The 24,835-nt window shown below is 58.2% G+C and carries 22 protein-coding genes and 1 pseudogene; 4 read left to right on the forward strand and 19 right to left on the reverse strand.

Going from position 1 to position 24,835, the window contains the following annotated elements; genetic code table 11:
* Positions 1 to 5 precede the first annotated feature (5 nt).
* Genes trbL through traI form a run of 7 tightly spaced genes read right to left on the reverse strand, consistent with a single transcriptional unit; the run spans position 6 to position 6,732 of the window.
* Complete coding sequence (trbL, locus tag PY650_RS10825; protein ID WP_285879208.1) at positions 6 to 1,187, reverse strand: P-type conjugative transfer protein TrbL; 1,182 nt, start codon at positions 1,185 to 1,187, stop codon at positions 6 to 8.
* A gap of 56 nt (positions 1,188 to 1,243) precedes the next feature.
* Positions 1,244 to 1,984: a P-type conjugative transfer protein TrbJ gene (gene trbJ / locus PY650_RS10830; protein WP_432761516.1), complete on the reverse strand. Its 741-nt coding sequence runs from the start codon at positions 1,982 to 1,984 to the stop codon at positions 1,244 to 1,246.
* 31 nt (positions 1,985 to 2,015) lie between these two features.
* A complete protein-coding gene (locus tag PY650_RS10835; protein ID WP_285879212.1) occupies positions 2,016 to 4,472 on the reverse strand; it encodes a conjugal transfer protein TrbE in 2,457 nt (818 codons plus the stop codon).
* A 10-nt stretch (positions 4,473 to 4,482) separates the two neighbouring features.
* Entirely contained in the window at positions 4,483 to 4,782 is a 300-nt protein-coding gene (locus PY650_RS10840; RefSeq protein ID WP_285879213.1) for a conjugal transfer protein TrbD, read from the reverse strand.
* The gene (locus PY650_RS10845) at positions 4,775 to 5,146 is read right to left on the reverse strand and encodes a TrbC/VirB2 family protein (protein WP_285879214.1); all 372 of its coding nucleotides are present in this window, start codon (positions 5,144 to 5,146) and stop codon (positions 4,775 to 4,777) included. The genes PY650_RS10840 and PY650_RS10845 overlap by 8 nt, the downstream gene beginning before the upstream one ends.
* On the reverse strand, positions 5,136 to 6,107 hold the full coding sequence (gene trbB, locus PY650_RS10850) for a P-type conjugative transfer ATPase TrbB (protein WP_285879215.1): 972 nt from the start codon (positions 6,105 to 6,107) through the stop codon (positions 5,136 to 5,138). Before trbB ends, PY650_RS10845 begins: the two co-directional genes overlap by 11 nt.
* Before the next feature lies 1 nt (position 6,108).
* Entirely contained in the window at positions 6,109 to 6,732 is a 624-nt protein-coding gene (traI, locus tag PY650_RS10855; RefSeq protein ID WP_285879216.1) for an acyl-homoserine-lactone synthase, read from the reverse strand.
* A gap of 611 nt (positions 6,733 to 7,343) precedes the next feature.
* Between traI and repA the strand changes: the two genes are divergently transcribed.
* The 3 genes from repA to repC all read left to right on the forward strand — a co-directional run bounded on the left by repA (position 7,344) and on the right by repC (position 10,920).
* Entirely contained in the window at positions 7,344 to 8,558 is a 1,215-nt protein-coding gene (gene repA / locus PY650_RS10860) for a plasmid partitioning protein RepA (RefSeq protein WP_285879331.1), read from the forward strand.
* Positions 8,555 to 9,550, forward strand: a complete 996-nt coding sequence (gene repB, locus PY650_RS10865; RefSeq protein ID WP_285879217.1) for a plasmid partitioning protein RepB — start codon at positions 8,555 to 8,557, stop codon at positions 9,548 to 9,550. Before repA ends, repB begins: the two co-directional genes overlap by 4 nt.
* Positions 9,551 to 9,705: 155 nt before the next feature.
* Entirely contained in the window at positions 9,706 to 10,920 is a 1,215-nt protein-coding gene (gene repC, locus PY650_RS10870; protein ID WP_285879218.1) for a plasmid replication protein RepC, read from the forward strand.
* A gap of 867 nt (positions 10,921 to 11,787) precedes the next feature.
* Here repC and PY650_RS10875 read toward each other — a convergent pair.
* The 6 genes from PY650_RS10875 to PY650_RS10900 form a co-directional block, all read right to left on the reverse strand.
* On the reverse strand, positions 11,788 to 11,991 hold the full coding sequence (locus PY650_RS10875; protein ID WP_285879219.1) for a cold-shock protein: 204 nt from the start codon (positions 11,989 to 11,991) through the stop codon (positions 11,788 to 11,790).
* A gap of 319 nt (positions 11,992 to 12,310) precedes the next feature.
* The gene (locus PY650_RS10880) at positions 12,311 to 12,871 is read right to left on the reverse strand and encodes a Pr6Pr family membrane protein (RefSeq protein WP_285879220.1); all 561 of its coding nucleotides are present in this window, start codon (positions 12,869 to 12,871) and stop codon (positions 12,311 to 12,313) included.
* A 382-nt stretch (positions 12,872 to 13,253) separates the two neighbouring features.
* A complete protein-coding gene (locus PY650_RS10885) occupies positions 13,254 to 14,399 on the reverse strand; it encodes a site-specific integrase (RefSeq protein WP_285879221.1) in 1,146 nt (381 codons plus the stop codon).
* Between the two features lie 55 nt (positions 14,400 to 14,454).
* Positions 14,455 to 14,874: a type II toxin-antitoxin system VapC family toxin gene (locus PY650_RS10890; protein ID WP_285879222.1), complete on the reverse strand. Its 420-nt coding sequence runs from the start codon at positions 14,872 to 14,874 to the stop codon at positions 14,455 to 14,457.
* Positions 14,874 to 15,113 carry a type II toxin-antitoxin system Phd/YefM family antitoxin gene (locus PY650_RS10895; protein WP_285879223.1) on the reverse strand — a complete coding sequence of 80 codons (240 nt, stop codon included), beginning with the start codon at positions 15,111 to 15,113 and terminating at the stop codon, positions 14,874 to 14,876. The genes PY650_RS10890 and PY650_RS10895 overlap by 1 nt, the downstream gene beginning before the upstream one ends.
* A gap of 294 nt (positions 15,114 to 15,407) precedes the next feature.
* A complete protein-coding gene (locus PY650_RS10900) occupies positions 15,408 to 15,890 on the reverse strand; it encodes a hypothetical protein (RefSeq protein WP_285879224.1) in 483 nt (160 codons plus the stop codon).
* 167 nt (positions 15,891 to 16,057) lie between these two features.
* Here PY650_RS10900 and PY650_RS10905 point away from each other — a divergent pair, with 167 nt between their 5' ends.
* Positions 16,058 to 16,927, forward strand: coding sequence for a hypothetical protein (locus tag PY650_RS10905; protein ID WP_285879225.1), 870 nt, complete (start codon positions 16,058 to 16,060; stop codon positions 16,925 to 16,927).
* A 91-nt stretch (positions 16,928 to 17,018) separates the two neighbouring features.
* On the opposite strand, the gene PY650_RS10910 is transcribed toward PY650_RS10905, so the two are convergent.
* From PY650_RS10910 to PY650_RS10935, 6 genes and pseudogenes are all read right to left on the reverse strand, one after another.
* Positions 17,019 to 18,752, reverse strand: a complete 1,734-nt coding sequence (locus PY650_RS10910) for a COG3904 family protein (protein ID WP_285879227.1) — start codon at positions 18,750 to 18,752, stop codon at positions 17,019 to 17,021.
* A gap of 725 nt (positions 18,753 to 19,477) precedes the next feature.
* Positions 19,478 to 21,838: a beta-glucosidase family protein gene (locus PY650_RS10915; protein WP_285879228.1), complete on the reverse strand. Its 2,361-nt coding sequence runs from the start codon at positions 21,836 to 21,838 to the stop codon at positions 19,478 to 19,480.
* 51 nt (positions 21,839 to 21,889) lie between these two features.
* Positions 21,890 to 22,369, reverse strand: a complete 480-nt coding sequence (locus tag PY650_RS10920) for a MarR family winged helix-turn-helix transcriptional regulator (protein WP_432761514.1) — start codon at positions 22,367 to 22,369, stop codon at positions 21,890 to 21,892.
* A 52-nt stretch (positions 22,370 to 22,421) separates the two neighbouring features.
* Positions 22,422 to 23,014: pseudogene (locus tag PY650_RS10925) on the reverse strand (cysteine hydrolase family protein).
* A 2-nt stretch (positions 23,015 to 23,016) separates the two neighbouring features.
* The gene (locus PY650_RS10930) at positions 23,017 to 24,066 is read right to left on the reverse strand and encodes an ABC transporter ATP-binding protein (RefSeq protein WP_285879229.1); all 1,050 of its coding nucleotides are present in this window, start codon (positions 24,064 to 24,066) and stop codon (positions 23,017 to 23,019) included.
* Positions 24,053 to 24,832, reverse strand: coding sequence for an ABC transporter permease (locus PY650_RS10935; RefSeq protein WP_285879230.1), 780 nt, complete (start codon positions 24,830 to 24,832; stop codon positions 24,053 to 24,055). The genes PY650_RS10930 and PY650_RS10935 overlap by 14 nt, the downstream gene beginning before the upstream one ends.
* Positions 24,833 to 24,835 lie beyond the last annotated feature (3 nt).

Raw genomic sequence — 24,835 nt, forward strand, 5'->3', positions numbered from 1 at the left:
TCCGTTCATCCCTGTTGATTATTGTCTTGCGGGGGTGGCGCCGAAACGCTTTGACCGGTGTCCCGTTCCTTGAGCTTGGCGTTGGCCAATCCAAGGATTGACCCCGCATAGGCGCCAGACGCACCAATTGCCTTTTCCTTTGCCGCAGAACCGGCTGCCCTTCCGGCTGATCCAACCGCAACGCCCATGCCACGAAGTGCCGCCCCGCCAAGCGTGGAGCCAGCCGCTCTCGATGCCTGCCCTTCTGCAAAACCCGCACCGGCCGCGCCGGCGGCAAGAAAGCCCGCCCCAGTGGCAAAGGATGCCACCTCGCCGCCATGCCGAATGGCTTCCATACCGCCCGTCACCGATACGCCCTGGACGACACCTTGCATGATGTTGGGCACATACATTGCGATGATGAAGACAACCACCGAGATACCCGCGATAGCGAGGGTGGTTATGAACTGGTTGGAGTCAGTAGCCGGCGTCTGTGCCAGTCCGACCAGTACACTCGATCCAATCTTGGCGATCATCACCAAGGCCATCAGCTTCATGCCGACGCCGAATGCGTAGACAAGATAGCGGACCGCGAAATCCTTGGTGAAGGAGGAGCCGCCAAGACCAAGGAGGATCATTCCCGCGAGCAAACCCACATACATCTCGACCATCACGGAAAGGAAGATCGCAGCGACAAGCGAGAAACAAATGACGACAACGCCCATGGCCAGCACGGCGGCGATCGCAAGCGCATTGTCCTCGAAGACCCCGAATTTCGCCTGCTGCGACATTTGTGATGCCACAAGAATCCCTGCGTCGAAAACCTCAGCTGGTGAGGCCGAGCCACCCCCGGCTCCGATCTGAAAGAGGCTGTCGACGACTGCGCGCGCAAAGCTCGGTCCTTGTTCGAGGACAAAGACGAAAAAGCCAATGAACATGATCCGGCGAACGAGCTCGGCAAACCAGCTGTCGAGCGAGGCAGCCTGAACGGCAAGCCAGATCGCCGCGATGCCGATCTCGATCGCGGCGAGGATCCAGAAGAGCGATTTCGCCGCGCTCATCACCGTGGTTTCCCAGCCCTTCGCGGCCGCCGCAATCTGATTTTCGACCTCCGTGAGAACTTGGCCCTCCTGTGCGAAAGCCGGAACAGTCAGGATGAAACAGAAAAGTCCCACCAGTACAGATATGCGTCGAAGTTTGCCGGTCATCGTTTCGACCTGTCTCTAGCTGGACGCGCGCGGGCAAACGCTCATCTGGATCCGCCTCACCACCGCGGCTCCATCTGCTGGCCACTGGGGATAGCGTTAACGCTGGCGTTGAAGAATTGCTCGCGCCGCGCCTGCGCCAGATCCCTCTCGCTCTGCTCGGATTGCAGCCAGGTACCCATCATCGTCATTTGCTGCGATACGAGTCCACGAAGCTTTTGCATCTGCGCTACTTGCTGAGCAGCGATCTCATGTCCGACCTGCAGCGCCTTCATCTGCCCGTCCGCACTCTGCGACATCGAGCGAAGCGAGGCCATCGTATCCTCTTCGCTGTCGAATTGGTTTGCTGTCAAACTGGCAGCCTGGAGGGTGCCGGCAATCGTATCGCGATTGGTGTCGGACCAGTCTTGGTAAGATGACGAGAAGCTTGTGGCGTTTGGAAGGTTGGTCTTGAGATCGGCATAACTTTTGAAACGCTGTTTGAGGATATCATCGGCATTTCCCATCGAAAATGCGATGCCCTGCCCTTGCGCGACAATCCCTCTGAGTTGGTCGAGGTCTCCCTCGACCTCTCCCCAGACGTGATTGGGGAGCTGCGCGGTGTTCTGCAGCATATTCTCGTAGATCTTCAGCTGATTTTCGATTTGCTCGGCGAGCTGACTGATCTGCGTGATCTGGTTCTGGATCTGTTCACCGGATTGACCGACGAGGGAGACCAGCTCCCCATTATTGAGAATTTGCGTGAATTCGGTCGCGCCTTCGAGTGCGCCGCTTGCGCGAGATGGTTCATCACTGACCATCAAGGCAAGAGCGGTAATTCCGCTGAGCCATCTATTCGAACGCAAGCAACGCCGCAGCATCTTGGACTCCTCGCGATTGCAGCCAATGAATAGGCCACTCCTGGCCATGTGTGGACTTGAGGGCCCTTATGCGCTTGAGAGCTTCCTTGCCGGATGCGCCGACAAAGCTCAAAGCGACCGGACCAAGCGACATGTCGAACAGTCGACGGCCTTCGGGGCTTGCAACGTAATATTCGCGCTTCGGGATCGAGGTCGAAACGATCTCGATCTGACGGTCGTTAAACCCGATGCCCTCATAGAACTCGCGCGTGCCCGGCTCTCGTGCCGATCTGTTCGGCAGACAAATCTTTGTCGGGCATGACTCCTTGAGCACATCGATGATTCCGGACCGCTCGGCATCGGAGATCGACTGCGTCGCAAGTACGACAGCGCAATTGGCCTTGCGCAGGACCTTGAGCCACTCACGGATCTTGCTGCGAAACACCGGATGCCCGAGCATCAGCCAGGCCTCATCCAGTATGATGAGGCTCGGCCTTCCATCGAGGCGCTTCTCGATGCGATGGAAGAGGTAGGTGAGCACGGGAACCAGATTGCGCTCACCGAGGTTCATCAACTGCTCGATGTCAAAGGTCTGAAACGCGCTGAGCAGCAGCCCGTCCTTCTCAGCGTCGAGAAGCTGTCCCATCGGGCCATCCACGGTGTAATGATGCAGTGCGTCCTTGATTTCCCGCATTTGCACGCCACTGACAAAGTCCGACAGGGAGCGACCGGGCGCGGTGGACATCAAAGCAGTCTGTCTGGAGATCGCATTGCGGTGGTTGGGAGAGATAGCGACCCCTTGAAGGGCGACCAGCATTTCAAGCCACTCCGCCGCCCAGGCCCGGTCACCATCGCTTTCAAGCTCAGCCAGTGGGCAGAAGGCGAGCCGTGTTGCCCCGTCCGCGCCGTATCCGCCAATCTCGTAGTGGTCGCCGCCAGCGGCCAGCGTCAGCGGCAATAGCGAATTTCCCTTGTCGAAGGCGAAGATCTGCGCCGACTGATAGCGACGAAACTGCGCGGCAATCAACCCCAGCAGCGTGGATTTGCCTGATCCGGTCGGCCCGAAGATCAAGGTGTGGCCGACATCGTCGACATGCAGGTTGAGGCGAAACGGCGTCGAGCCGCTGGCGACTTGCATCAGTGGCGGCGAATGGTCCGGATAAAATGGGCATGGCGCGATCGGATTGCCGGACCAAACGGAGTTCAGTGGCACCAGATCTGCCAGATTGCTGGTATTGATCAGCGGCTCGCGAATATTGCAGTACCAATTGCCCGGAAGACTTCCGAGGTAGGCATCGGTCGCGTTCAGCGTCTCGATGCGAGCGCCAAAGCCTTCAGCCTGGATCAGCCGACGGATTGCTTCCGCTTTTTCCTGCAACGCGGCCCTGTCCCTATCAAATGCCACGATGACCGGAGTGTAATAGCCATAGGCGACGAGCTGGGAGGATGCCTGAGCGATCGCATCTTCAGTTTCGGCGACCATGCTCAATGCATCCTGATCGACTGAACGGCTTTGCGTTTGAAAGAGCTGGTCGAAGAAGGGGCGCACCTTCTGCTGCCATTTCTTTCGGGTCCGTTCCAGCCTGGCACGCGCCTCCTCAGCATCCAGGAACACGAAGCGGGATGACCAGCGATATGTGAGCGGCATCAGATCCAGACTGTTCAGGATCCCGGGCCAGCTTTCGGCAGGTAGCCCGTCAATCGCAATCACGGCTAGAAAACGATTGTCTATCCTCGGTGTCAGACCATGTTCGAGCTCGGCGGTGGCGACCCAGTCGAGATACATGGGGACACCGGGAATACGAAGCGGGTGGGTTTCGCCGATGATGCAGAAACGAACGAACTGCAGCAGCTCGTCATAGCGAGCGGTTCTTTCCCCTCCCCTCTCCGAAATCTCGCGCGTTTGCATGCGCTGGATTGAGAGCGAGTTCGCCAGATATTGTTCGACCTCCCGGATCGTCATCTTGAAAAAGTGCAAAACTGTCTCGGCAAACGACGCCTTCCGGCTCGCTTCGTCGGAATAGATATACCTCGTGAGACCCGACTTCCTTGGTTCGAGGGGCCGATAGGTGAGCACAATTGCATGCTTGCTTTCGAAGTGTCCGTGTTCGCGCTCGAAATGGGCGCGGCGCTCGGCGTCGATGGCTCGCGTCACTGCATCCGGAAAATAACAACTACCCGCGGACGGGTAATCGATGGTGGGAATGCGAACCGCCTCAACCTGGATCATCCAGCCACTCCCGAGCCGCGATAACACCGCATTGATTTGTCTCGAGAGTTCGTTCCGCTCCTGATCGGTAGCGCTTTCCGAATCTGGGCCGGCAAAATACCAGCCCGCCATCAGGCTCCCGTCCTTCAAAAGTAGGACGCCATTGTCGATCAACCCGGCATAAGGGACGAGATCGGCAAACGAGGGGCCGCTCGTGCGAAAGCGTTTCAGCGCGACCATCATGGGCTCCTCAATATCTGCGCCACGGCGAAGTTGTTGGTTTGTAATAGGGTTGATAGGAGATGTGGCGGATATAGACCCGACGCATAAGCGGATCCGACTTCGCCATCATTCTGAGCAAGCCGATGATCACGGTCCACAGGCCGAGCCCGAGGACGGCCGAGTATGCGGTCATGACGACAAAGATGAGAATGACGGCCGCCAAGCCGGTAATCAGGACCACTTCCCGATCGGCGCCCATGAGAAGGTTGGGACGCGAGAGCGCTCTGTGGATGCGATTGCTTCGAAGTTCGGTACGAGTGTCAGCCATGAGCCCCCTCCCCTACCGTCGCCGGACCGCTATCAGATGACATACCAATCGATGCTCCCGTTGCGCCGAAGAGCCCGACGATTTGGGTCGCGCCGAGAAGAACGCCGGCGACGAGAACGATGTACACTAGGCGCCGGGCAAAATCGTTGAGTTCGCCGCCGAAGATCAGCATGCCGCCGGCGATAGCGACGGCCGCGAGCGCTATATATCCGGCGACGGGGCCAGTGATGGATTCCTGTATCTGCTGGAGCGGTCCCTCCCACGGTAGGCCGCCGCCTCCCGAGCTTGCGAAGGCTGGTCGCGCAATAAGAACCGCGGCGGTTGCCGAAAGCCATTGACTTGAAAACTTAATTTCAGGCCGCATCACGACCCTCCTCTGCGTAGGGCTCGATTTGATATTGGCCGCCAATGAAGCGGCTGACATGAAGGATTTCCGACACCTGTCGACCGCGGGGCGTTCGCTCGATAAAAACGATGAGATCGACGGCATCTCCAATCACGGCCTGCATCGGCTGCTGGCTTGCCTCTGCCGTGAGCTGCTCGAGGCGCTGCAACGCCGAGCGCGCGGAGTTCGAATGGATGGTCGCGACCCCGCCCGGATGCCCCGTATTCCAGGCCTTAAGAAGGGTGAGCGCCGCACCGTCCCTTACCTCTCCCACGACGATGCGGTCCGGCCGTAAGCGCATCGTGCTCTTCAGCAATCGCGACATGTCGACGGCGTCGCTCGTGTGCAGGTACACCGCATTCTGGGCGAAACATTGTATTTCTGCCGTATCCTCCAGGATGACGAGGCGATCTTGCGGCGCCTGTGCGGCGATTTCCGCAAGGATAGCATTCGTCAACGTGGTTTTCCCGGAACCCGTTCCGCCCGCGACGACAATATTCAGCTTGGAGGCGACGGCGCTGCGAATGACCGACACCTGATGGGCGGTCATCACCTCTTTGCTCACATAGTCCTCGAGAGGGATGAGCTGTGACGCCCGACGTCTGATGGTGAAAGATGGACCCGCGACCACGGGCGGTAGAAGACCTTCGAAGCGGTGCCCGCCGATCGGCAACTCTCCCGATATGATCGGTCGAGTGTCGTCGGCCTCGGTATTGAGTGCATGCGCCACGCTGCCGATGACAGTCTCGGCCGCGGCCCGAGACATTTCGCCGGAGGCGGCCATGCCTTGGCCAAGACGTTCTATGTAGAGCCGTCCATCCGGATTGAGCATGATCTCGACAACATTCGGATCGTCAAGGGCGACGCAGAGATGGTCGCCGAGGGCGTTCTGCAACTTGCTGACAAGGCGGGGGAGCGACGGGTATGGGTTACTCGTCATATCAAGCCGCCTCATGCCTGTGCGCGACGAAGCCAGACGAGTAGCCATTGGGCCTCAATCGCTCGAAACTCGCGCGGTCAGCAGGCAGGATGCCCGCGACACTCAGCGTTTCATTGACGGTCAGAGGCTCTCCGAGTCGCTGCATCGGCCAACCGGCGCGGCCGAGAATTCTTTCGAACCGGACGTCGGTCGCAGTGGCAATTTCGACGAAGCCGTTCAGACGGCACCACTCGATGATACCCGCGAACATGGTCAGGGTCGCGTGGTGAAGCGAGGCACCCCTACCGTCTGCGCAGCTTGTATCGACGCAGAATCGCGAGCTTTCGATCATTTGCTCATGTGCGACGAGTTTGCCGCCGCGAAGGAGTTGCGGGAATACGGTGGCAAGCATGGTGGCCCCGACCGCGGGCAAGAGGCGCGCGCAGCCGATAACGGCATCCCCGACCCCCAAGGTAATGATGTAGGTGGGCGACATCAGGTCGAATTGATCAAATTCGCGGCCATCGACCGAACGGACGTCCCAGCCGAGGCGGCCTTGAAAGATGCGCGCTCTGAGGCAATGCATCTGATCAAGGATATGATGTTCTGCCGGGCTATTTGGATTGCGGATGGCGATGACATGCATCTTGCAAATCTCCTAGATGGCGACGGACAGAGATTTGCCGGACGGCGGTCGCGCAATCTAGTCGCAAAAGTGTTAGCGGAGGTTGGTGTCGATCTGGCGCGTTGACGGCTGTAACTGATCCGCTCGCACAAATGCGAGTTGGCGCAGCCAACGCCTTTCAACAATATCTCCGCTCGACAGGCGCCTGGGGTGTTGGTCGGCGCGACCTTCTCGCGGACGTGCCGTCTCCTTCAGCAGGGCGCGGCCATTCAGCAGCGTTTGATTTTGAAGTGCAGCGACGAACTTTGGGGATAATTGCGATACCGAGTCGGGCTCAGATTCGTTTTGGCGTCGCCTTCGGAAATGGTAACTGCAGACTACTTCAGACCGGGAGTTGCAATGATCCACAAGAGATAGGAGCTAAGTTTTCGGCGCACCTCGCTCTCTAAGTTATTGCATTTAAAGGGTAAGCCGAAATGCGCGGCCAAAAACCTTTTGTCATTGGAATTGCCGCTAAGGTTTTGTTAACCCTATTTTTCTTGCCAATAAATGAGAATCGGGCCTTACTGCCCAGGTGCGGAGTTGAGCGAGTGGTTCGCGAAAAACCGCAGATAAAGCGAACAGGCAACATTATGGCAGAGACCGCAGAAGCGAAGATAACGAAATATCCCGGACTGAGGTCCGTGATTGCGCGTCACGCTTCAACGCTTTCAGCGCAGTTGCAGGCGCATCATATGAATATCTTTCCGCCGCATGCACGTAAGGGCATTCGCACTTTTTCGCCCGCCGAAACCGCCAAGCTCCTCGGTGTTGCTGAAGGGTACTTGCGCACCGTGGCATCTGAAATGCCTGATTTTAATGTCGCGCAGGGTGCCGGCGGACGCCGGATGTACTCGGTCGACGACATTGCTGCCCTTCGAAAGCATCTGGAACAGGGCTCACGGGCCAGTGGCCGTTATTTGCCGCATCGTCGGGACGGCGAGGATCTGCAGGTGATCGCGGTCATGAACTTCAAAGGCGGGTCGGGTAAGACGACGACGTCCGCCCATCTCGCGCAATATCTCGCTCTGCGTGGTTTCCGCGTTCTTGCTATCGACTTGGATCCCCAGGCTAGTCTCTCCGCGTTATTCGGCAACCAGCCGGAAATTCATGTCGGTCCCAACGAGACGCTCTATGGCGCCATTCGCTACGACGAAGAGCAGCGCCACATGAGCGAGGTGGTCCGCTCAACCTATATTCCCGACCTCCATCTTGTCCCGGGTAACCTTGAACTGATGGAATTTGAGCACGACACTCCGCGCGCTCTGATGACGAGACAGGCCGGAGATACGCTGTTCTTCGCGCGTGTCCAGGCGGCGATCGCGCAGGTCGAAGAAAATTACGATGTCGTGGTGATTGATTGCCCTCCCCAACTTGGCTTTCTTACCCTGTCGGCGCTCACTGCCGCGACGTCTGTTTTGATTACGGTTCATCCACAGATGCTCGACGTCATGTCGATGAATCAGTTCCTGTCGATGACGAGCGATCTTCTCGAGGAGATATCGGCATCGGGAGCCGAGGATCGCCACAAGTGGATGCGGTATTTGATCACCCGCTTCGAACCGACCGACGGCCCTCAGAACCAAATGGTCGCATTCCTGCGGTCGATGTTTGCTGAAAACGTCATGATCAATCCGATGTTGAAGAGCACCGCAATCTCTGATGCAGGCCTCACCAACCAGACACTGTTCGAAGTCGACCGCGGTCAGTTCACGCGCACGACCTATGATCGGGCGCTCGAGTCTATGAACAATGTCAATGGTGAGATCGAGGCATTGATTAAGAAAGCATGGGGCAGAGCAGCATGAGCCGGAAGGACATATTTGCGAATCTGAAACCCAACGCCAATCCTGTCGAGGCAGAGGGGCCCGTAGACTTCGAGCGTCCTCTGCTCGCCAGGACGAAGCCGATGTCGGCCGTCACGAAATCGCTTGGCGACCTCAACGACCGCAGTCGTCGGGCTGATGATATCGAAAAGCGGTTGGCGGAAGGCCAGGCCGTCGTCGAAATGGATGTCTCCCAGATCGATCCGTCCTTTGTACGCGATCGCATGCCGGGTGACATCGATAGCCTCGTTGCCGCGATCCGCGAGCAAGGCCAACAGGTGCCGATCCTGGTGCGCCCCCACCCTGAGCACGCCGGTCGGTATCAGGTGGCGTTTGGTCACCGTCGTCTGCGTGCCGTCACCGAGCTCGGACGGCCCGTCAAGGCTGTCGTCCGCGAACTGTCGGATGAGCAACTGGTCATTGCGCAAGGACAAGAAAATAACGAACGCCAGGATCTCACCTACATCGAGAAAGCGCGCTTTGCCGATCAGCTCAAAGCCCGTTTCACCCGCGACACCATCATGTCGGCTCTATCGGTGCAGAAGGGAGATCTGTCTCTGATGTTGTCGGTCGTGGCTCGTGTTCCGGCTGAACTCATCGAGGCGATTGGCCCGGCGCCCGGCATTGGGCGCCGGAGCTGGGTCGATTTTGCTGACTACCTTGCTGTCGGCAGCAACATAGATAACGCGATCGAGATCAGCGGCTCGCCACAGATAAGGGCCCTCCCCTCTGACGAACGCTTCAAGGCGATCATGAAGGAAATTAAGCCCCGCTCTGCGGTTCAGCCTGCCGACGACTGGGCGACGCCAAATGGCCTTCGTCTTGGTCAGATCAGAGCGAGCAGAAGCAAGCTGGATATTTCCATCGATCGAAAAACATCACCGGAGTTTGCGGCCTTCGTTCTCGAACGCCTACCGACGCTGTTCGATGAATTTCGCTCAAAACAATCGGATCAACCGAAAAACGGAGAGTAACCGCAAAAAGAAAAGGCCCCAAAACGTCGCCGTTCCGGAAGCCTCATCTCACTTGTAGCGAAGCAGAGATTCGCATTTCCGGGAATCATCGTCAAGAGTCTTTGGCACCGTTTTTGGTGAGCGCTTTTCTTTTGCCTTTCGAAAGGTGAAAGAAAATGCATTCCGGGAGTGTGACAACGCCGTTTGGGCGGCGGCCGGTGACGCTTGCGCTCGTGCGCCGGCAACAGTCAGTGGCAGAAATCGAAGCGGGCAAAACTGCGCAGAAGTGGAAGGTCTTTCGAGATGCCTCAGAAGCTAGGGAACGCCTTGGTCTTCAAGACCGCAGCCTTGCGGTTCTCGATGCGCTCCTAAGCTTCCATCCGGATAATGAGCTCCGCGAGGGTGCGCAGCTGATTGTTTTCCCATCAAACGCACAGCTTATGCTCCGGGCCCATGGCATGGCCGGCGCGACATTGCGGCGGCACTTGGCGCTTCTGGTCGACGCCGGTCTTATTGTCCGCCGGGACAGCGCAAACGGCAAACGATATGCACGAAAGGACGAAGAGGGCGCGATCGAAACCGCTTATGGTTTCGATCTTTCTCCGCTTCTGGCTCGCTCAGATGAGCTGGCGATGATGGCCAACGACGTCGTCGGGGCACGCGCGGCCTTCAGAAAAGCGAAGGAAGCCCTTACGATCTGCCGGCGCGACGTCCGAAAGCTCATATCGGCAGCATTGGAAGAGGGTGCGGACGGCGATTGGGAGGCCGTCGAGGCGATTTATATTGCCTTGGTCGCACGGCTACCACGCTCGCCGAAGGCAAATGACGTCGCAGGTATTTTAGACGAGATGGAGCTTCTTCGTGAAGAAGTACTCAACCGATTGGAAATGCATGACAAACCACAAAATATTAGCATCAATGCTGCCCATGATGGGCTGCACATACAGAATTCAAAACCCGAATACCCTTCTGAATTTGAACCATGCTCTCGAAACGAGCAGGGGGCGAAATCGAGTAAAGAGCAGCGACCGGCGAGTGGGGCGCTGAAGGCTTTCCCCTTGGGGATCGTGCTAAAAGCTTGCCCCCAGATTGTGGACTATGGCCCAGCTGGTCTGATTGCAAGTTGGCGCGATCTAATGTCGGCGGCGATCGTCGTTCGTTCGATGCTTGGGGTCAGCCCGTCTGCGTATCAACATGCTTGCGAGGTGATGGGGCAGGAAAATGCTGCAGTGGCGATGGCCTGCATCCTGGAGCGGACGAACTTCATCAATTCGGCCGGAGGTTATTTGCGCGATCTGACGAGGCGAGCCGAGATTGGCGAATTTTCACTTGGGCCAATGATCATGGCTTTGTTGAAGGCCAATGGAGGTGAGGGTGCGCGTACCGGATAAAAGTTTGCCGCGGCAAACTTTGGTCTCTGCGCTCCATGGCGCGACTGGGTCAGTCGAACACAGTGGGACATCGGCGTTTGTGATAGGCAGGAGCATCCAGGGTCGGCGATCGCTTGAATCCCGGAGGGCGTGCTTCATAAACTCAACCAGGTGAGCCGAGATGAGCGGGTTATCGCTGGGGCTTTTGATCAACGTTCCGTTGAAGGCCCGATCGCGGTGAGAGCGTGCATCTTCGAATAAAGTTTGCCGCGGCAAACTTTGGTCTCTGTGCTCGATTTCATTGCAAGGCCACTCGGATGGGGTGAAACATCGGCGCGTGACTCGGGTTTCGCTTTTGAAAAAGCGGGCCGTCTTAGCCATCCCGCATGCGATAGCATCTGCGAATTTATGTGGGTCTTTCGGCAGAATCGGACGCGTTATTTAGCCGGCGGGCCGCCGAGGAGTGCCTCTCGTATTCGCGCACTCATCGATATCGCAGATGTTATCGGGACTGCTTCCTCTGGCGGACGCCTCGGTCTTTTGGCGCTATTGTTTCAATGCAAGGAAACTGCTGTGCGCTATCATCCGGCCCTCGGCACCTAACGGTTCCAAAACCGCTCCATCTATGTCATGGCGCAGTGAACCCGGTTGAGCTCGCGAGGCAGTAGCGCTTGGAATGAACGGTGGCACCCGCCGCGCGCCGGAGCGCGGTCGCGGGAACATTTGGTTTCAAAAGCCCGCGGATTTCCTGGTAGAGAGCAATGGCGTAGGCGGCCAGAACCGCCGCCCATATCAGATTGCGCACATCGCGCTCAGCGCTTGGCTTTATTGAAGAGACATCACGGGCGCCACCACCCGAGTGTTCGGGTGGTGGTAAGTTTATGGTCTTCAAAGTGGTCTGACGTTTTCCGCCTTTGACTTCCCGGTCTTTCGATCCTGGCCCAGATCGTAGGAGACGGACTGTCCTTCTCTCAGTGTATCGCCATATTGCAGGGCGGAGACATGTACGAATACGTCAGTTCCTCCGGATTCTGGCGTGATGAAACCATAGCCTTTGTCGGCGTTGAAGAACTTAACCTTGCCAGTCGGCATAATAACCCTCGTGTCTTTGCAGATTGATCGCCGCATCACGCTAACGGCCGGCCAGCGACAGATCAAGCCGTTCCGCCTTAGCCGCTTGATAACACACTCGTCGGATCGAATGGAAGGAGGCGGTTTCAGTACGTTCCTCTTCTATCGCTCTGGGCTGGCATGTTCAGTGAATAGCGGGTGTGGCGGCGTTCAGCTTGAAGGGACTTTCTCGCTTGGGCCCGGACTTATCGAGCCAGGATCGTTGAGCCACCACCCGCGAACCGCGTCAAAATTGGCAGTAAGATCGCGCCAAAACTCAGATGATTGTACGCCGCTACATCTAGCCATCGGCAGGTGGGAGCCCGCCTGCGGATCCGATAAGTTCACGGCGCGGGCCGACCTTGGCCGCGATACGATCGACAAGAATGACTGCAGCTCCTAGGACGAGGAACAACACGCCTAAGAGAGCCATGTTGGCCAAAACAGCCTGCAGGCCGATGTCGCTCACGTCCAAAAAGGGATAGGGATAAAAGCCCGAGAAGTGACCGTGAACCAGCGAATACACCGAGTAGAGTGCCGGAAAGAACAGCCACCAGATCGCGTCACGCCAAAAAAGCCTGTCACGCTCAACCCGAAACAACCAGTCCAATGTAGCAAGTATGGGAATGCAGTAATGAAGCAGCTGATCGCCTCGCAATTGCCAGCCAAGCGGGTGCCAAACACTCCTAAGCATCCACACATAGATGCCGCCCGCAACCCCTACATATATCATGAGCGCAGTTTTCGTTGACGAGCGCTTGGCCCATCGTCCGATCATCGATGCTGGGGCGATTTCGGCCGACAGCAGCGCCATAACCAGCAGGATATTGGCTTGGATCGTAAAATAGCTGAGAAAATTCATAGTCAGCCTCAATCGCGAGATATGCGCTGCGGGTATGATGGCGGCATAGGAGATGGCTATGCCAGACAGCGCCAGCAACGCGATGACCCAGCGGCAGAATCGGACTGAACCCTTCTTGGACATTGTGGACCCGCAAAACTTCAAGCTAAACGGCCAGACCGCGGGCGCAAACACGTCACGCAGGTCAGGCCAACCAAATCGATACGGCGTGTCTCTAGCGCATCAATGCGAAATTCGAAATCCATTTCCGACGGAATGAATGGACACCAACGCGAAACTGGGTTCGGACCGGCGCGATTATGAAATTTATCGAGAGGATAGACGGGGGACATTCCCTTCCTGTTTAAATTCCGACAGCCAGAGCGCACTTTTCGCCAATGACCTAAACCATCAAACGAGCGGCATGACCGTTCTTTCGTTCCGCATTGTTGTAGTAGCTGGCTGCCTGCGTCACCGACTTATGTAGCGATTGCTGCATCGCCTCTTGCAGCGGCACACCTCGGTTAGCTGCCTCGGTCAGATAACCGGATCGCAGCCCGTGCGCCGAAAACTCCCCCGGATCCAGCCCAGCCAGTTCCGCCCGTTGCTTGACGATATCGTTGACCGCCTTCGGATCGAGCGCCCGCTTGGAAACATTGCCCCAACGATCGATCGCCCGAAACACACTGCCGCCGTCGATCTTCGCAGCCGCCAGCCAGGCGTTCAGCGCCTCGACGGGCCGGCCGGTGAGATAGACGACCTCATCCTGATTGGCGCCCGAGGTCTTGGTGCGACCGAGGTGAATCGACAGCGAGGGCAGCGCGCTCCCGTCCTCTGCTTTCACCGGCGGCTCGACCGTCAGCTGGTCCTTTCGCAGGCCGGCGACTTCGCTGCGCCGACGACCGCCGGAGGCGAAGGCGACCATCAGGATGGCACGGTCGCGGAGATCGCGCAGGCTGTCGCTGCCGCAGGTCGCCAGCAGCTTGGCCAGCACATCGCCGGTTACCGCCTTGGCACTCTTGCGGCGGCGTGGCCGCGGCACGGCGCGCACCGAGAGACGGATGGCCGACCTAAGGGCAGGGGAGGCGAAAGCGCCATCGAGACCGCGCCACTTGGTTAGCGTCGACCAGTTGGCCAGCCGTCGCCGTACCGTGTCGGGCGCGTGCGGCCCGATCGACCGGAGAAAGCCGCCGTCCCGCAATTCTCGGTCGACCTCGGCTGGCATGCCGTGTTCGGAATCGCTTTCGCGTCGTGCCGGATCCCACAGATGATGGGCGACGAATTTCAACAGCAGCGCCTCCGGCGCCGGCCAGGGGAGGGGGCTGCCGACGGCCGCCAGCGACCAGGCTTCGAGATAAGCGAGGTCGGACGTCAGTGCCCGCAACGTATTTTCGCCCATGCCCGCATTGACGAGATGGCGGAGCGTTTCGACGTCCTGATCGGTCAGCAGTTCGGCGAGCTTGTCGCGCCGCTCGATCGGCAGCACTGCGGCGATCGTGTCGAGTGTCTCTATGCGGTTCGAAATCTGTCCCTCACGGTCACCTGTCACGCGCGAGTCCTCCGAGCGCCATTAAACTCAGTTTTCGGAGCGGCCGGAGATCTGATCAGTGCTTATCCCCAGCCGCTCCGAAAAGTGTGATCCCTTCTGCACGGGCCGCCTCGGCCAATCTACGGTCGAGCGTGGCCAGCGGCAGCTGCTCGAGCAGCGCCAGGGCAAGATAGGCCGCGTCATAGGCGCTGAGACGATACTGGCGCAACAGCCGGACGACCTCAATGTCGTCGCCGGGGCCGACGAGTTTCAGCGGCAGCGCGCGCAAACGCGCCAGCGCCGAATGGATGAGATCGTCGGAAATCCGGCCACGTCGTTCGGCGCTCAACAGGATGCTGCGGATCTCGTGGCGCAGCAGGTCGGGCGCCCAGGCGTCCTCGTCGGCCAAACGCGCCATCGCCTGTTCGGCGATCACGTTTTCCTCGTCCGGCAGCAACCAGGCGCCGGCGATCGAGGCATCGACGACGAAGGCCATCAGCGACGGCCTTCCTGCTTCCAGGCCTGAATTTCGTCCTGCGTGACGGGCTTGGCCTGAACGCGCAGCGCACGGACCGCCTCGATGGCGGCCAGGCGTTGGCGACGCTCGTCGATGGCGACCAAACGGGCGATTGGATCGTTACCGCGAGCGATGATGATGTCCTCGCCGGCCTCGACGCGCGCCAGCAATTCGGACAGGTGGGTTTTGGCTTCGGCGACCTTGACGGTGACGGTCATGGCAGACTCCCTGTGACGGTGGCCGCTTGGCGACCCTTTCCCCGAACCATAGTCATTCACGCCGGATTGGTCAACGGGTGGACTATCTCACTTCCGATAAGGGGTACTTATCGATGGTGATGAGTGGTTCGCACCATCATTCGAAGTGGCGGTAGCGAGAGGCGTGTTTGCTTCCGATACAGAAAAGAACAGCGTTAATTCATATGGTTAATGAAGTGGAAAGGCCAAAATTTCGACGTCCGTGGGGAGGCTGCCCCGCGCATCCAGGGGCCTCGTGGCGTTTAGCGAGCCTATTTAGTAGGCGAAGCGAACTATCCACACGATGAGGAGCATGTCGATGAGCAATACAATCACCAGAAGGAGGCTTATGAGCTTTCGTCGCTCCATAGTCTCCTTGGATTCAATTTTGAAAGCCGCTTTGTAAGCGTTCTCGATGTCTCGGTCAGTCACTGGTCTAATGGAGTTTCGAGGGCGCGTCATATTGACGAGGCCGCATGTGACGAAGATGAAAAATAATAGCAGATAAGGGGCCATCTCAAACGCAGCCTTTTGCTGTCCAGCCACTTGCAATTTCTCATCAGATAAACAGGTTTCGCTGTTCATCGCAATTGAAAGCCGCTTGCGCAATGCCAGGCGGTTCTGGCAATGCCTAATTCGATGTGGCGGAGCACGGGATCCTGCGCATACCTGATGACGAAATGGCGCAGATGGCTGCGACAGATCACTGAAGCTTATCGCTCTGAACTGGCCGCACCATAGCTGGCCAGTAAGTGTCATGAAATTGCACGACTGACCAGAGATCCGGCGATCAAGGCATTGTGCTGCGGGCGCTCTTTCACCATAACTGACTACGGCAATCTTAACGAGATTTCGGTAAGGAGAGGATGCAAGTTGCTTATGAAGAAGTGCGGTATCAAAAAGCCTGACGAAGCCAGCGCAAACGCATGACAGTTCGTCGGCCCTCTTCGACAAAAATCGAGCGTGCGAAATGGATTGCACTCCGCACCGAACAGACGATCCCGGAAGGCGCGCTGGGCGACGATAAAGAGCTGTCGGCGTGGATCAAGATCCACGATCCTGCCTCGGATAACCAGATCAAGCAAATCAAGCGCTGGATCGCGTCCGGCAAAATCGAGGTGCCGCCGCGTTACCCGCACGCCATGACCGCGGCGGAGGCGAGGCGTATTATCGCTGCGAATAGACCGGCGAGAACACGTGGCGAACAGCGTCAAGCACGGCGGAAGCTTCCTTGGCTTGCCGGGAAATTGCTTTGGCTTTGGCTATGGATCGGTGTCGCGGTGCCGATGATCGTCGGTGTGTTCATTCCATTATTTCTGCCGTCGAAAGAGTGGGCGGCGCTGATGAGCATACCGAGTGTTGCGATCGGTCTGGTATCGGCGGCAATTTATGTTCTGGTACTGCGAGCCTACCGGGAAATACGCGATGATTACCCAATTATCGTCGGAGGCGCGGCATTGCTCGCCTTCGCCGCTGGTAGGAATATCGCCATCCTTATCGTGCCAATGATCTTTCCGCTGTTCATCGGGGCGCATGTGGAGCTGCCTTACATGGTGGTGCAAATTGACGGGTTTGAGAGCAAAGGCTGCCGCCGACCGATCAAACTCGAAGGAATGCCCTTGATGTTCAGAGAACTGTGCGGCTTTCCGGATAGTTTTAGACACAGCCTTGCACCTGGCATGCGCTTAAGTGTTGCCGGCTACGGCACCCGCTATGGTCTCTATGTCGAGAATGCCCGTCCGGCAGATCCCGTATCGACAGACGGTCCAAAGCAGTTGCGGGGAGCTCCGGATTAGATCAATCCTACTGGGGCACGGAAATTCTGGATCGAGGTGGGCGGCTATTCGAGCCTCGGATAACAGTTTTCACTTCCAGCACTCCGAGGGATCAGCGAAGATTTTCTTCGATCGTCTTGAAACAGGTATCGTTATTCCCGATGTCGGCCTTAGCCAGAGACTTCCATTCATCGCGATCAAAGTCGAAATACTCAAGGAAGCAGCGGCCGGCATCGTAGCTGAACCATTGAGCGGCAAGCAAGCGACTTTCGAGACTGTATTCCAATGCAAGATACATGTTGGCTTCGCCGCCGCGTGGGAAACTCACCGGCCGGCCAGTCTTGTTGTCGGCGACGATCGCGAAGGAGCATCCCGTTCCGCAGCCGATCTGAATGAGGGTGTAGTGCCCCGCGAAGTTGGGGCCCTGGCGCATCCCGTCACGGATACGCGTTCTGAAGGAATTGAACTGACGATCTCGGCCCTTGAAGTCCGGCAGCATCGTCTTTCCGGCAAATCGACCTGAGGTCGGAAAGTCGGCCGGGTTTTTGCGCACAACGCTTGATACGGCCGATGCGTTCGCCTCCGTGGCTATTGGCTGGGATGATGTGGCGTCACACGCATGCCAGTCCATTTGATAGCCATACTCGCCTTTGCGACCGAAGCACCAGCCGACGGTCTGAAGCTTCGCTGTGATACGCTCGCGCCGATCACAGGCTGCCAGTGTTTCAGCCGAATCTCCGCTACCGCCGCGGCATGCTCCGTTTTGTTCTTGCCACTGCGATATCAGGCGGACCGGCGCGGAGGCTCCTTTGTCGGTCTCGCTAACCTTTCCGCTCTCCGATACGATTGTTCCGGTCTTCACATCCCAGACGAAGGCGAACTCCGCCGTCCCCGATGATATGCGATCGCCGGCGCGCTTTGCGTACCAATCGACATTTCCTTCGATCCTACAGGTATCGGAACAATTGATCTTCAGAGACTGCGGCTTTTCGCTGTATGCCCGGATCGGCCATCGTGTCGCAAAGTCGCGCTTCGCAGTGACCACCTCAACTTTAGGCGTCGCTTTTCCGTAGAAATCCACGGTATCGCCATACGCCTTTTCCATGAATGCGACCGCGTCGGCGTTTCCGCGAGACCAAGCGTCATAGTAGGCAGATATGAAGGCACTGGCCTTCTGCTCGTCTGTCTGTGCGGCAGGTTCATGCGTCGCGGACGTGGAAACTGCCGGCACAGCCGCTCCTGCTGCGGCAAGCCGACCGGCTATATCGTTGAGGTTGCCGAACGTTACCCCATAGCTTTGCATCTCGCTGGCGGTGAGATATCGCATATCGTCGCTGGATACGGAGAGGCTGACCTGAAGCAGCTTCGGATCGACGCCCATCTCCGTAAAATACGACATTATCTGCGCGGTCATCGTCTGTATCGCAGCTACGGCTGTGGGACTGTCGAGCCCGGCCCCTGGCGCAAACGAAGATTGATGAATACCGATGGCGCCCGGCTCTGCTTGCCGGATCACCCCGCCGACGAACGCCAGCGTGCAGGCGGATGCGCATTGGCTGGCACGCAGCTGAAGGGTCGCCAGCCCGAGCGACCGGATCATCCTGCCGTAGGCCATGGCTGCAAGGATGTTGCCGCCGTTGCTGTCAAAGGTAACAGCCTTAGCGCCGCTTGCGGCGACCTCCCGGGAGAGCTGCTGCGGATCGTCGGATTGGCTGAATTCACCCTTCAGCAGAAGAACGGGAGCGGCGTTTTCGATTGGTATGCGCTGTATCGTCATGTCCGCATGCGCCGCGCCGAACAAGGTTGCAGATGCCATGATGGCTAGGACGGATTGACGCAGAAACACCGGTACTCACCCCGAAAGAACGCCCGATGCATGTTATCGCATCAACTGTAACGCGCAATATGAAAGGCGATATTTCGCCTCTTCGATGGATGTCAAAACGGGTTGGAGAGTTGCGCATGGCCCTCGAGCTCGAAAAATCACCAAGCGTTTTTTAAGCTGCACTTCCCAAGCGAAACCGAGATCGGCATGTCGTTGCAGTTCGCCCGTGGGGGCCGCAAGCGCCCGATCGGTCATTTTATCGAGGCTAAGTCGATGCATACTATTGGAAAATTTGAGGGTGGGAACGCTTTGTAACCACATGGTCGTTGGTTCGATTCCCTTCACATCATAAAGATCTCATTTTTTTGGCTATAGATTGTCGTCGTTAAAAGAGTGGAGTCGCTGCCGAGCGAGGGGACGATTGCTTTGCGCCCTCACATCGGCCGTTGATAACGGAGCGCCTTGCAGCCTGACATAAGCCGCTGGGTTGCAAGTTCGATTCTCATCAAAGGTTAGTTGTGGGGCGCTTGCCGACCGCTAAGCTGCTGTGTTGTGGCTTTTGCTTTTCGGCTGAAATCGCCCCTTACTCGAACTGCCCCGCCACGAGTTTCGACAAGGGTGACAGGCGCCGCTCCGTTCGTTCGTCAAAAAGCATCTGCCGCGAAAACACAATATCTCCCCAGGATCATCCGTGAGGAAAGCCGGTCGCGGAGGTTCAATGGCAGCATCGGAGGCGAAGGATTGCATCAAGAGGAAATCCCTTCTGTCGTGCTATTCAGCGCGTCCAGAACCGCGGTGATATCAGCTTCGTTGATAGCGTCACCGACATACCAGCTCAAGGTATCATAGAAGCCCAGGAAAGAGCCGTTGAGCTTTTCGAGGATGGCTATCGCCTCCTCGTCGGAGATGCGGAGCTTCCTTGCCAGCAATTCTGTCAACGCAGGTATCGCCAATTCATTCGCGAAAACCATCGCTGGCGGCGAAAGCGCGGAAAGGGCTGCCGGAGGGAAACGCTGGGAACGGCAAGCGAGTCGGCTTTCGAGGCGGATATCGCGCGAGGAAGCCGCCGCCTCGATGATGAAAGCCTCTGCATCGAGCACCCATGCACCGCGCGCGGTATCGAAATATTGGAAATCCCGCGCGGAAAGCGTCAGGGTCACAACCTTGGCTTCGCCCGGTTGAAGCTCGACCTTGGCAAAGGCCTTTAGTTCCCGGATCGGCCGCCGGAGGCCGGGCTTTATCGGACGGACGTAGAGTTGGACGATTTCCTTGCCAGCCACTTCGCCGGTGTTGCGGATGGTGACGCTCACCCTGCAGCCCATCGACGGGCCGATTTCCTGCCTGTCGAGTGCCATGCTCTCGTAAGAGAAACGCGTGTAGCTTAGGCCATGGCCGAAGGCGAACAGAGGCATCACAGCTTTAAAGTCGTAGAAGCGATAGCCGATGAATATCCCTTCGCTGTAGACATGCCGGCCATTTTCGCCGGGATAAGTGTGCCAACCCGGAATATCCTCGATGCGGACGGGCATCGTCGTCGTCAGTTTTCCGCAAGGGTTCTGTTCGCCGAACAGAACGCGGGCAATGGCTTCGCCGCCGCCCTGGCCAGGATAAAAGCAGGCCAACACGGCCTGCGTGGCACCCAGCCACGGCATTTCGACCGCATCCGGCGTCGTTAGAACGACGATTACTTTCCGGCCGGCCTCAGTGAGCGAGCGGATCAGGCTGTCGTGGCCGGCCGCCAGTTTCAAGGTGTCGCGATCATTGCCTTCGCCGTTGCGCGACTTCTCGTTCTCGGTGAAGATGATGACTGCGTCCGCTGTCGTTGCAGCATCTAGAACGGCTTGTGTTTCACTCTCCATCGGAATGCCTTGCGCCGTCGGGAAAGGCACATGACGTACCTTCAGATGCTCTCCCGCACGCGCTGCGATCCGCTCCAAGGGGCTGTCGACGCGATAAGGATTGGTCGTCGCTGACCCCGATCCCTGGATCGTCGGGACCAAGGCGCCATCGCCCACCACGAGTAACTCGCCGGTAGCAGCCGCATCGAGCGGCAGTGTCTGCTGTTCGTTGCGCAGCAGCACGATGGACTCAGCTGCGATCTGTTGGGCGAGGGCGTGATGGCGATCCAGATCGACAGGGGCTGCGGGCAGCCTCTCGGCATGACAGCGGCGGACGAGGCCGATAACCCGCTCACAAGCCCGATCGAGTATGTCGTCGGCGACCTTGCCATCTTCGATAGCCAACAGAAGCCGTGCCTTGCGAGGTTTGCTTTCCGGCATGTCGAGGTCGGTACCGGCTTCAAGGGATGCGGGCCGATCCTTGATCGCGTGCCAGTCAGACAGGACAAGCCCGTTATATCCCCATTCATCCCTCAGGACGTGTTTCAGCAACCAGTGGTTTTCCGCCGCTTGAACGCCGTTCACCGGATTATAGGCGCTCATCACGGTCCAGGGCGCGCTCTTGAGGATCGCCCGCTCGAAGCCTGCGAGATAGATCTCCCGCAGGGCTCGCTCATCCACATCGGAACTGGTCGTTGTCCGATCGATTTCCGAGTTATTGCAGGCAAAATGCTTCAGCGAGGCACCGATACCTTTGTTCTGCAGGCCGGAAATCAGAGCGGCGGCAAGATCGCCGTTAATGACCGGATCCTCCGAGTAATATTCATAGGCGCGACCGGCGAGCGGCGTCCTTCGTGTGTTGATACCCGGTCCGAGCAGGAGATGGATTCCCAGGCTGCGGCATTCGAGAGCAAGCGCTTCGCCCATGCGATACAGCAGGTCCATATCCCAGGAGCAGCCGACGAGATTGCCGTTCGGAAAGCAGGTGGCTGGTTGCGTCGTGCCGAACATGCCGCCTTTATCGTCGGCCTGCTGGTTAATCAGGTCGAGGAATGCGGCGAGGCTTTCTTCATCGCCGGTGCCGACATCTATCTGGGTTGTCGAGTAGCGCACGCCGTAGGTGCCATCCGTTATCAGAATCGAGTCGATTCCCAGTCTTTCGATTGCGGCTGTTCTCCAGAGGCCTTGGCCACTGACGAGAGCGACTTTCTCGTTCGTGGTCATGGAGGTGACCAGCGATCGGATTTCCCCATCGTCCGCTTCGGGCATGGTGTGTCTTCCTCCGTCTGAGTGAATGGGCGCGGACCACATGTGATGCCGTCAACAGATCTTCTGGAGCAGTTCCATCAGCATCATGCGCTCTGCAGCTGTCAGCGGCCCCAGGGTCTCTTGCGAAATCTCCAGCGCGATGGAGAGATTACGATCTACAGTGGCCTCGCCTTCGTCGGTCAGCGTCAAGACCAGGCGTCGTGCATCTGCGGTGTCGGGCGCGGTGTGCACCAGGCCACGCTTGACGAGGCGGTCGACGACCCCCTTGATGGTCGCCATGTCCATTGCCGTTTCGCGGCCGAGATTACCTTGCGAGCAGGGCTGCAGATCCTTGAGCTTGACGAGCGCCGCCCATTGGGTGGTCGTCAGCTTCTCGGAGATCAGGCTGGCGAAGATCGAGACGTGGCGTTGGTTCGCCTGGCGCAGGAAGAAGCCGATCTGCTCGCCCAGTGCATATTGGGGGTGGTTCGGTTTCGCTGCCATATCTGCACCCTTCGCTCCCCGGGCCTTGTCCTTGATTGGAATATCCATCTTGTCTCTCAGCCGGGCTTGCCGCCGCCGAATCGGGCAGTCCAAATCAACGTCATGCAGGCCACAAACCCAGAATGGCTTCAGTTGTCAAAATTTCAATCTGCTCCGAAAACCTCGGTGCCAGCCGCGTACCATCTCATGTGCCGTCATGTCGCCGCTCGCCAGAGCGTCGCTAGCGAGGACCACCCTGTAGCCGATATCGACCGCGTCCAATGCGCTCGCATACACGCAGACATCAGTCTCGACACCGGTGAACACAAGCGTATCGACGCCTTCGCTATCAAGACGATCGATAAAGCCGGGAGCTCCGAAGATCGAAAAGGTTTCCTTGTCGACGATTGACCCCAGCTGCGCGAGCGCAGCCAGCGGTGCAACGAGATCCAGCATCACCGGATCGAGTTCGTCCAGAGTTACCGTTTTCCAGCGCTCATAATAGGCTTGCCATCGGCCTTTCGCCTCCTCGGGACGTTGCGCGACGATGAAGCGGGCAAAGACCGTCCTTTCAGGCCTGGCCTCGGCAAGCCGCTGCACATTCGGCACGATGCTTGCGAGGGCTGGGGTAAACCAGGGCGTTTCCTCGGCGAAGAGCCGTTGCATGTCGATGACGGCATGCAACGTGTTATGGGACAACGGTGCCCTCGTCATTGTCAATCCACAACGCAGACGGTATGTTCTGGCGACCAGTTCAGCGTCACGCTGTCACCTTCCTTGAGGACGGTGCCGTCTCGGTTCTGAACGAAGAGTTTTAGTGGCAGACCGTCTTTGGTCTCCAGGAGATAGGAGAGCACCGGTCCAGCGTAGATGACCGTGGTGATCCGCGCCGTGAGGCTGTTGCCTTCAGCATTCCCCGCCATGATCGACATCTTCTCCGGGCGCACTGCGAGCGTGACCTTGGTCCCATTGCCGGGCAGGGGGCTTGCGCCGCGCACCGTCGTGCCGTCAGAAAGCCGCACCGCACCGTTCTCGACGGTGCCGACTAGGAAGTTGGAATCACCCAGAAACTCCGCGGCGAAACGCGTCAGAGGCTTCTCGTAGACAGTCTCGGGCGCGCCGATTTGAACGATGCGACCCTTGTCGAGAATGGCTACCTTGTCGGACAGCGTCAAAGCTTCTTCCTGGTCGTGGGTGACGAAGATCGTCGTCAGGCCGCTCTCGCGCTGGATCCGCAGCAGTTCGACCTGCATCTCCTGCCGCAGCCTACGGTCGAGCGCGGACAGCGGCTCGTCAAGCAGCAACACGCTTGGCTTGATGACAATGGCGCGTGCCAGCGCTACACGCTGTTGCTGGCCGCCCGAAAGCTGCTTTGGCATCCGGTGGCCAAAGCCCGGCAGGCGAACCATTTCGAGAGCGCGATCGACTTCTTTGCGGGCTGCGGCACCCCTGATGCCGCGCCGCTCGAGACCGAAGGCCACGTTCTGGGCGATCGTCATGTGCGGGAACAGCGCGTAGGACTGGAACATCATGCCGATGTTGCGGCCCCATACGGGTACGTTCGTGACATCCCTGCTGCCGATGGTCACCACACCCTGGTTGGGCTTGATGAAGCCGGCGATGATGCGCAGGAGCGTCGTCTTGCCGGAGCCTGAAGGCCCAAGAAGGCTGGTGAACGAGCCCTCGGAGAACTCTGTGGTGATATCGGCCAGAACCGGCGTGGTGCCGTAGGTCTTGGCGACGGAATTGACGTTAACGTTTGTCACGGGTGTCTCCGGGCTTGGCGAAGCGCGCGAAAATCAGGATCACGGTCATCGAGCCGAGCAGAAGGACGGTCGATATGGCGTTGATTTCGGGGGTGAAGCCCTTGCGGATCGAGGAGTAGATCTGAACCGGCAGCGTGGTGAAGCCGGGCGTTGCGAGGAAATAGGAAATCACGAACTGGTCGAGCGAGACCGCGAAGGCAAACAGGGCGGCGCCCAGGATGCTGGGGTAAAGCAGCGGCAGGGTGACGGAGAAGAACGCATGAACGGGTGTAGACCCCAGGCTCATGGCTGCTTCTTCGAGATCGGCCCGGATTGTCCGGAAGCCGGTTCCCACCACCAGGACTACATAAGGGATGGCAAGTGCAACGTGACCGATGATAATCGCGTGCATGCCGCGGCCGATGCCGGTCCAGTAAAAGAAGATCAGCATCGCCGTGCCGGTGATCAGCCACGGAATGGCGATCGGCGGCAGCAGCATGATCTGCAGGAAGCTCTTGCCCCGGAAGGTGCTGCGCGACAGGGCAACAGATGCCATGGTACCAAGTGTGGTTGCGAGAACCGCCGTAATGACGGCGATGATGATACTGTTCATGCCAGCAGTGAGCAGGATGTTGTTGTTCCAAAGCGCCTCGTACCAGCGGGTTGAGAAGCTGAACGGCAGTTCGTAGAGCGGCGAGGCGTTGAAGCCCATCGCCATCATCACGAGGATCGGCGTGTAGAGGAAGACCAGTACGGCGATCAGATAGAAACGACCAAGCGATCTCATTCA

The organism is Martinezella calliandrae (assembly GCF_030272695.1).
Lineage (GTDB): Bacteria > Pseudomonadota > Alphaproteobacteria > Rhizobiales > Rhizobiaceae > Rhizobium > Rhizobium calliandrae.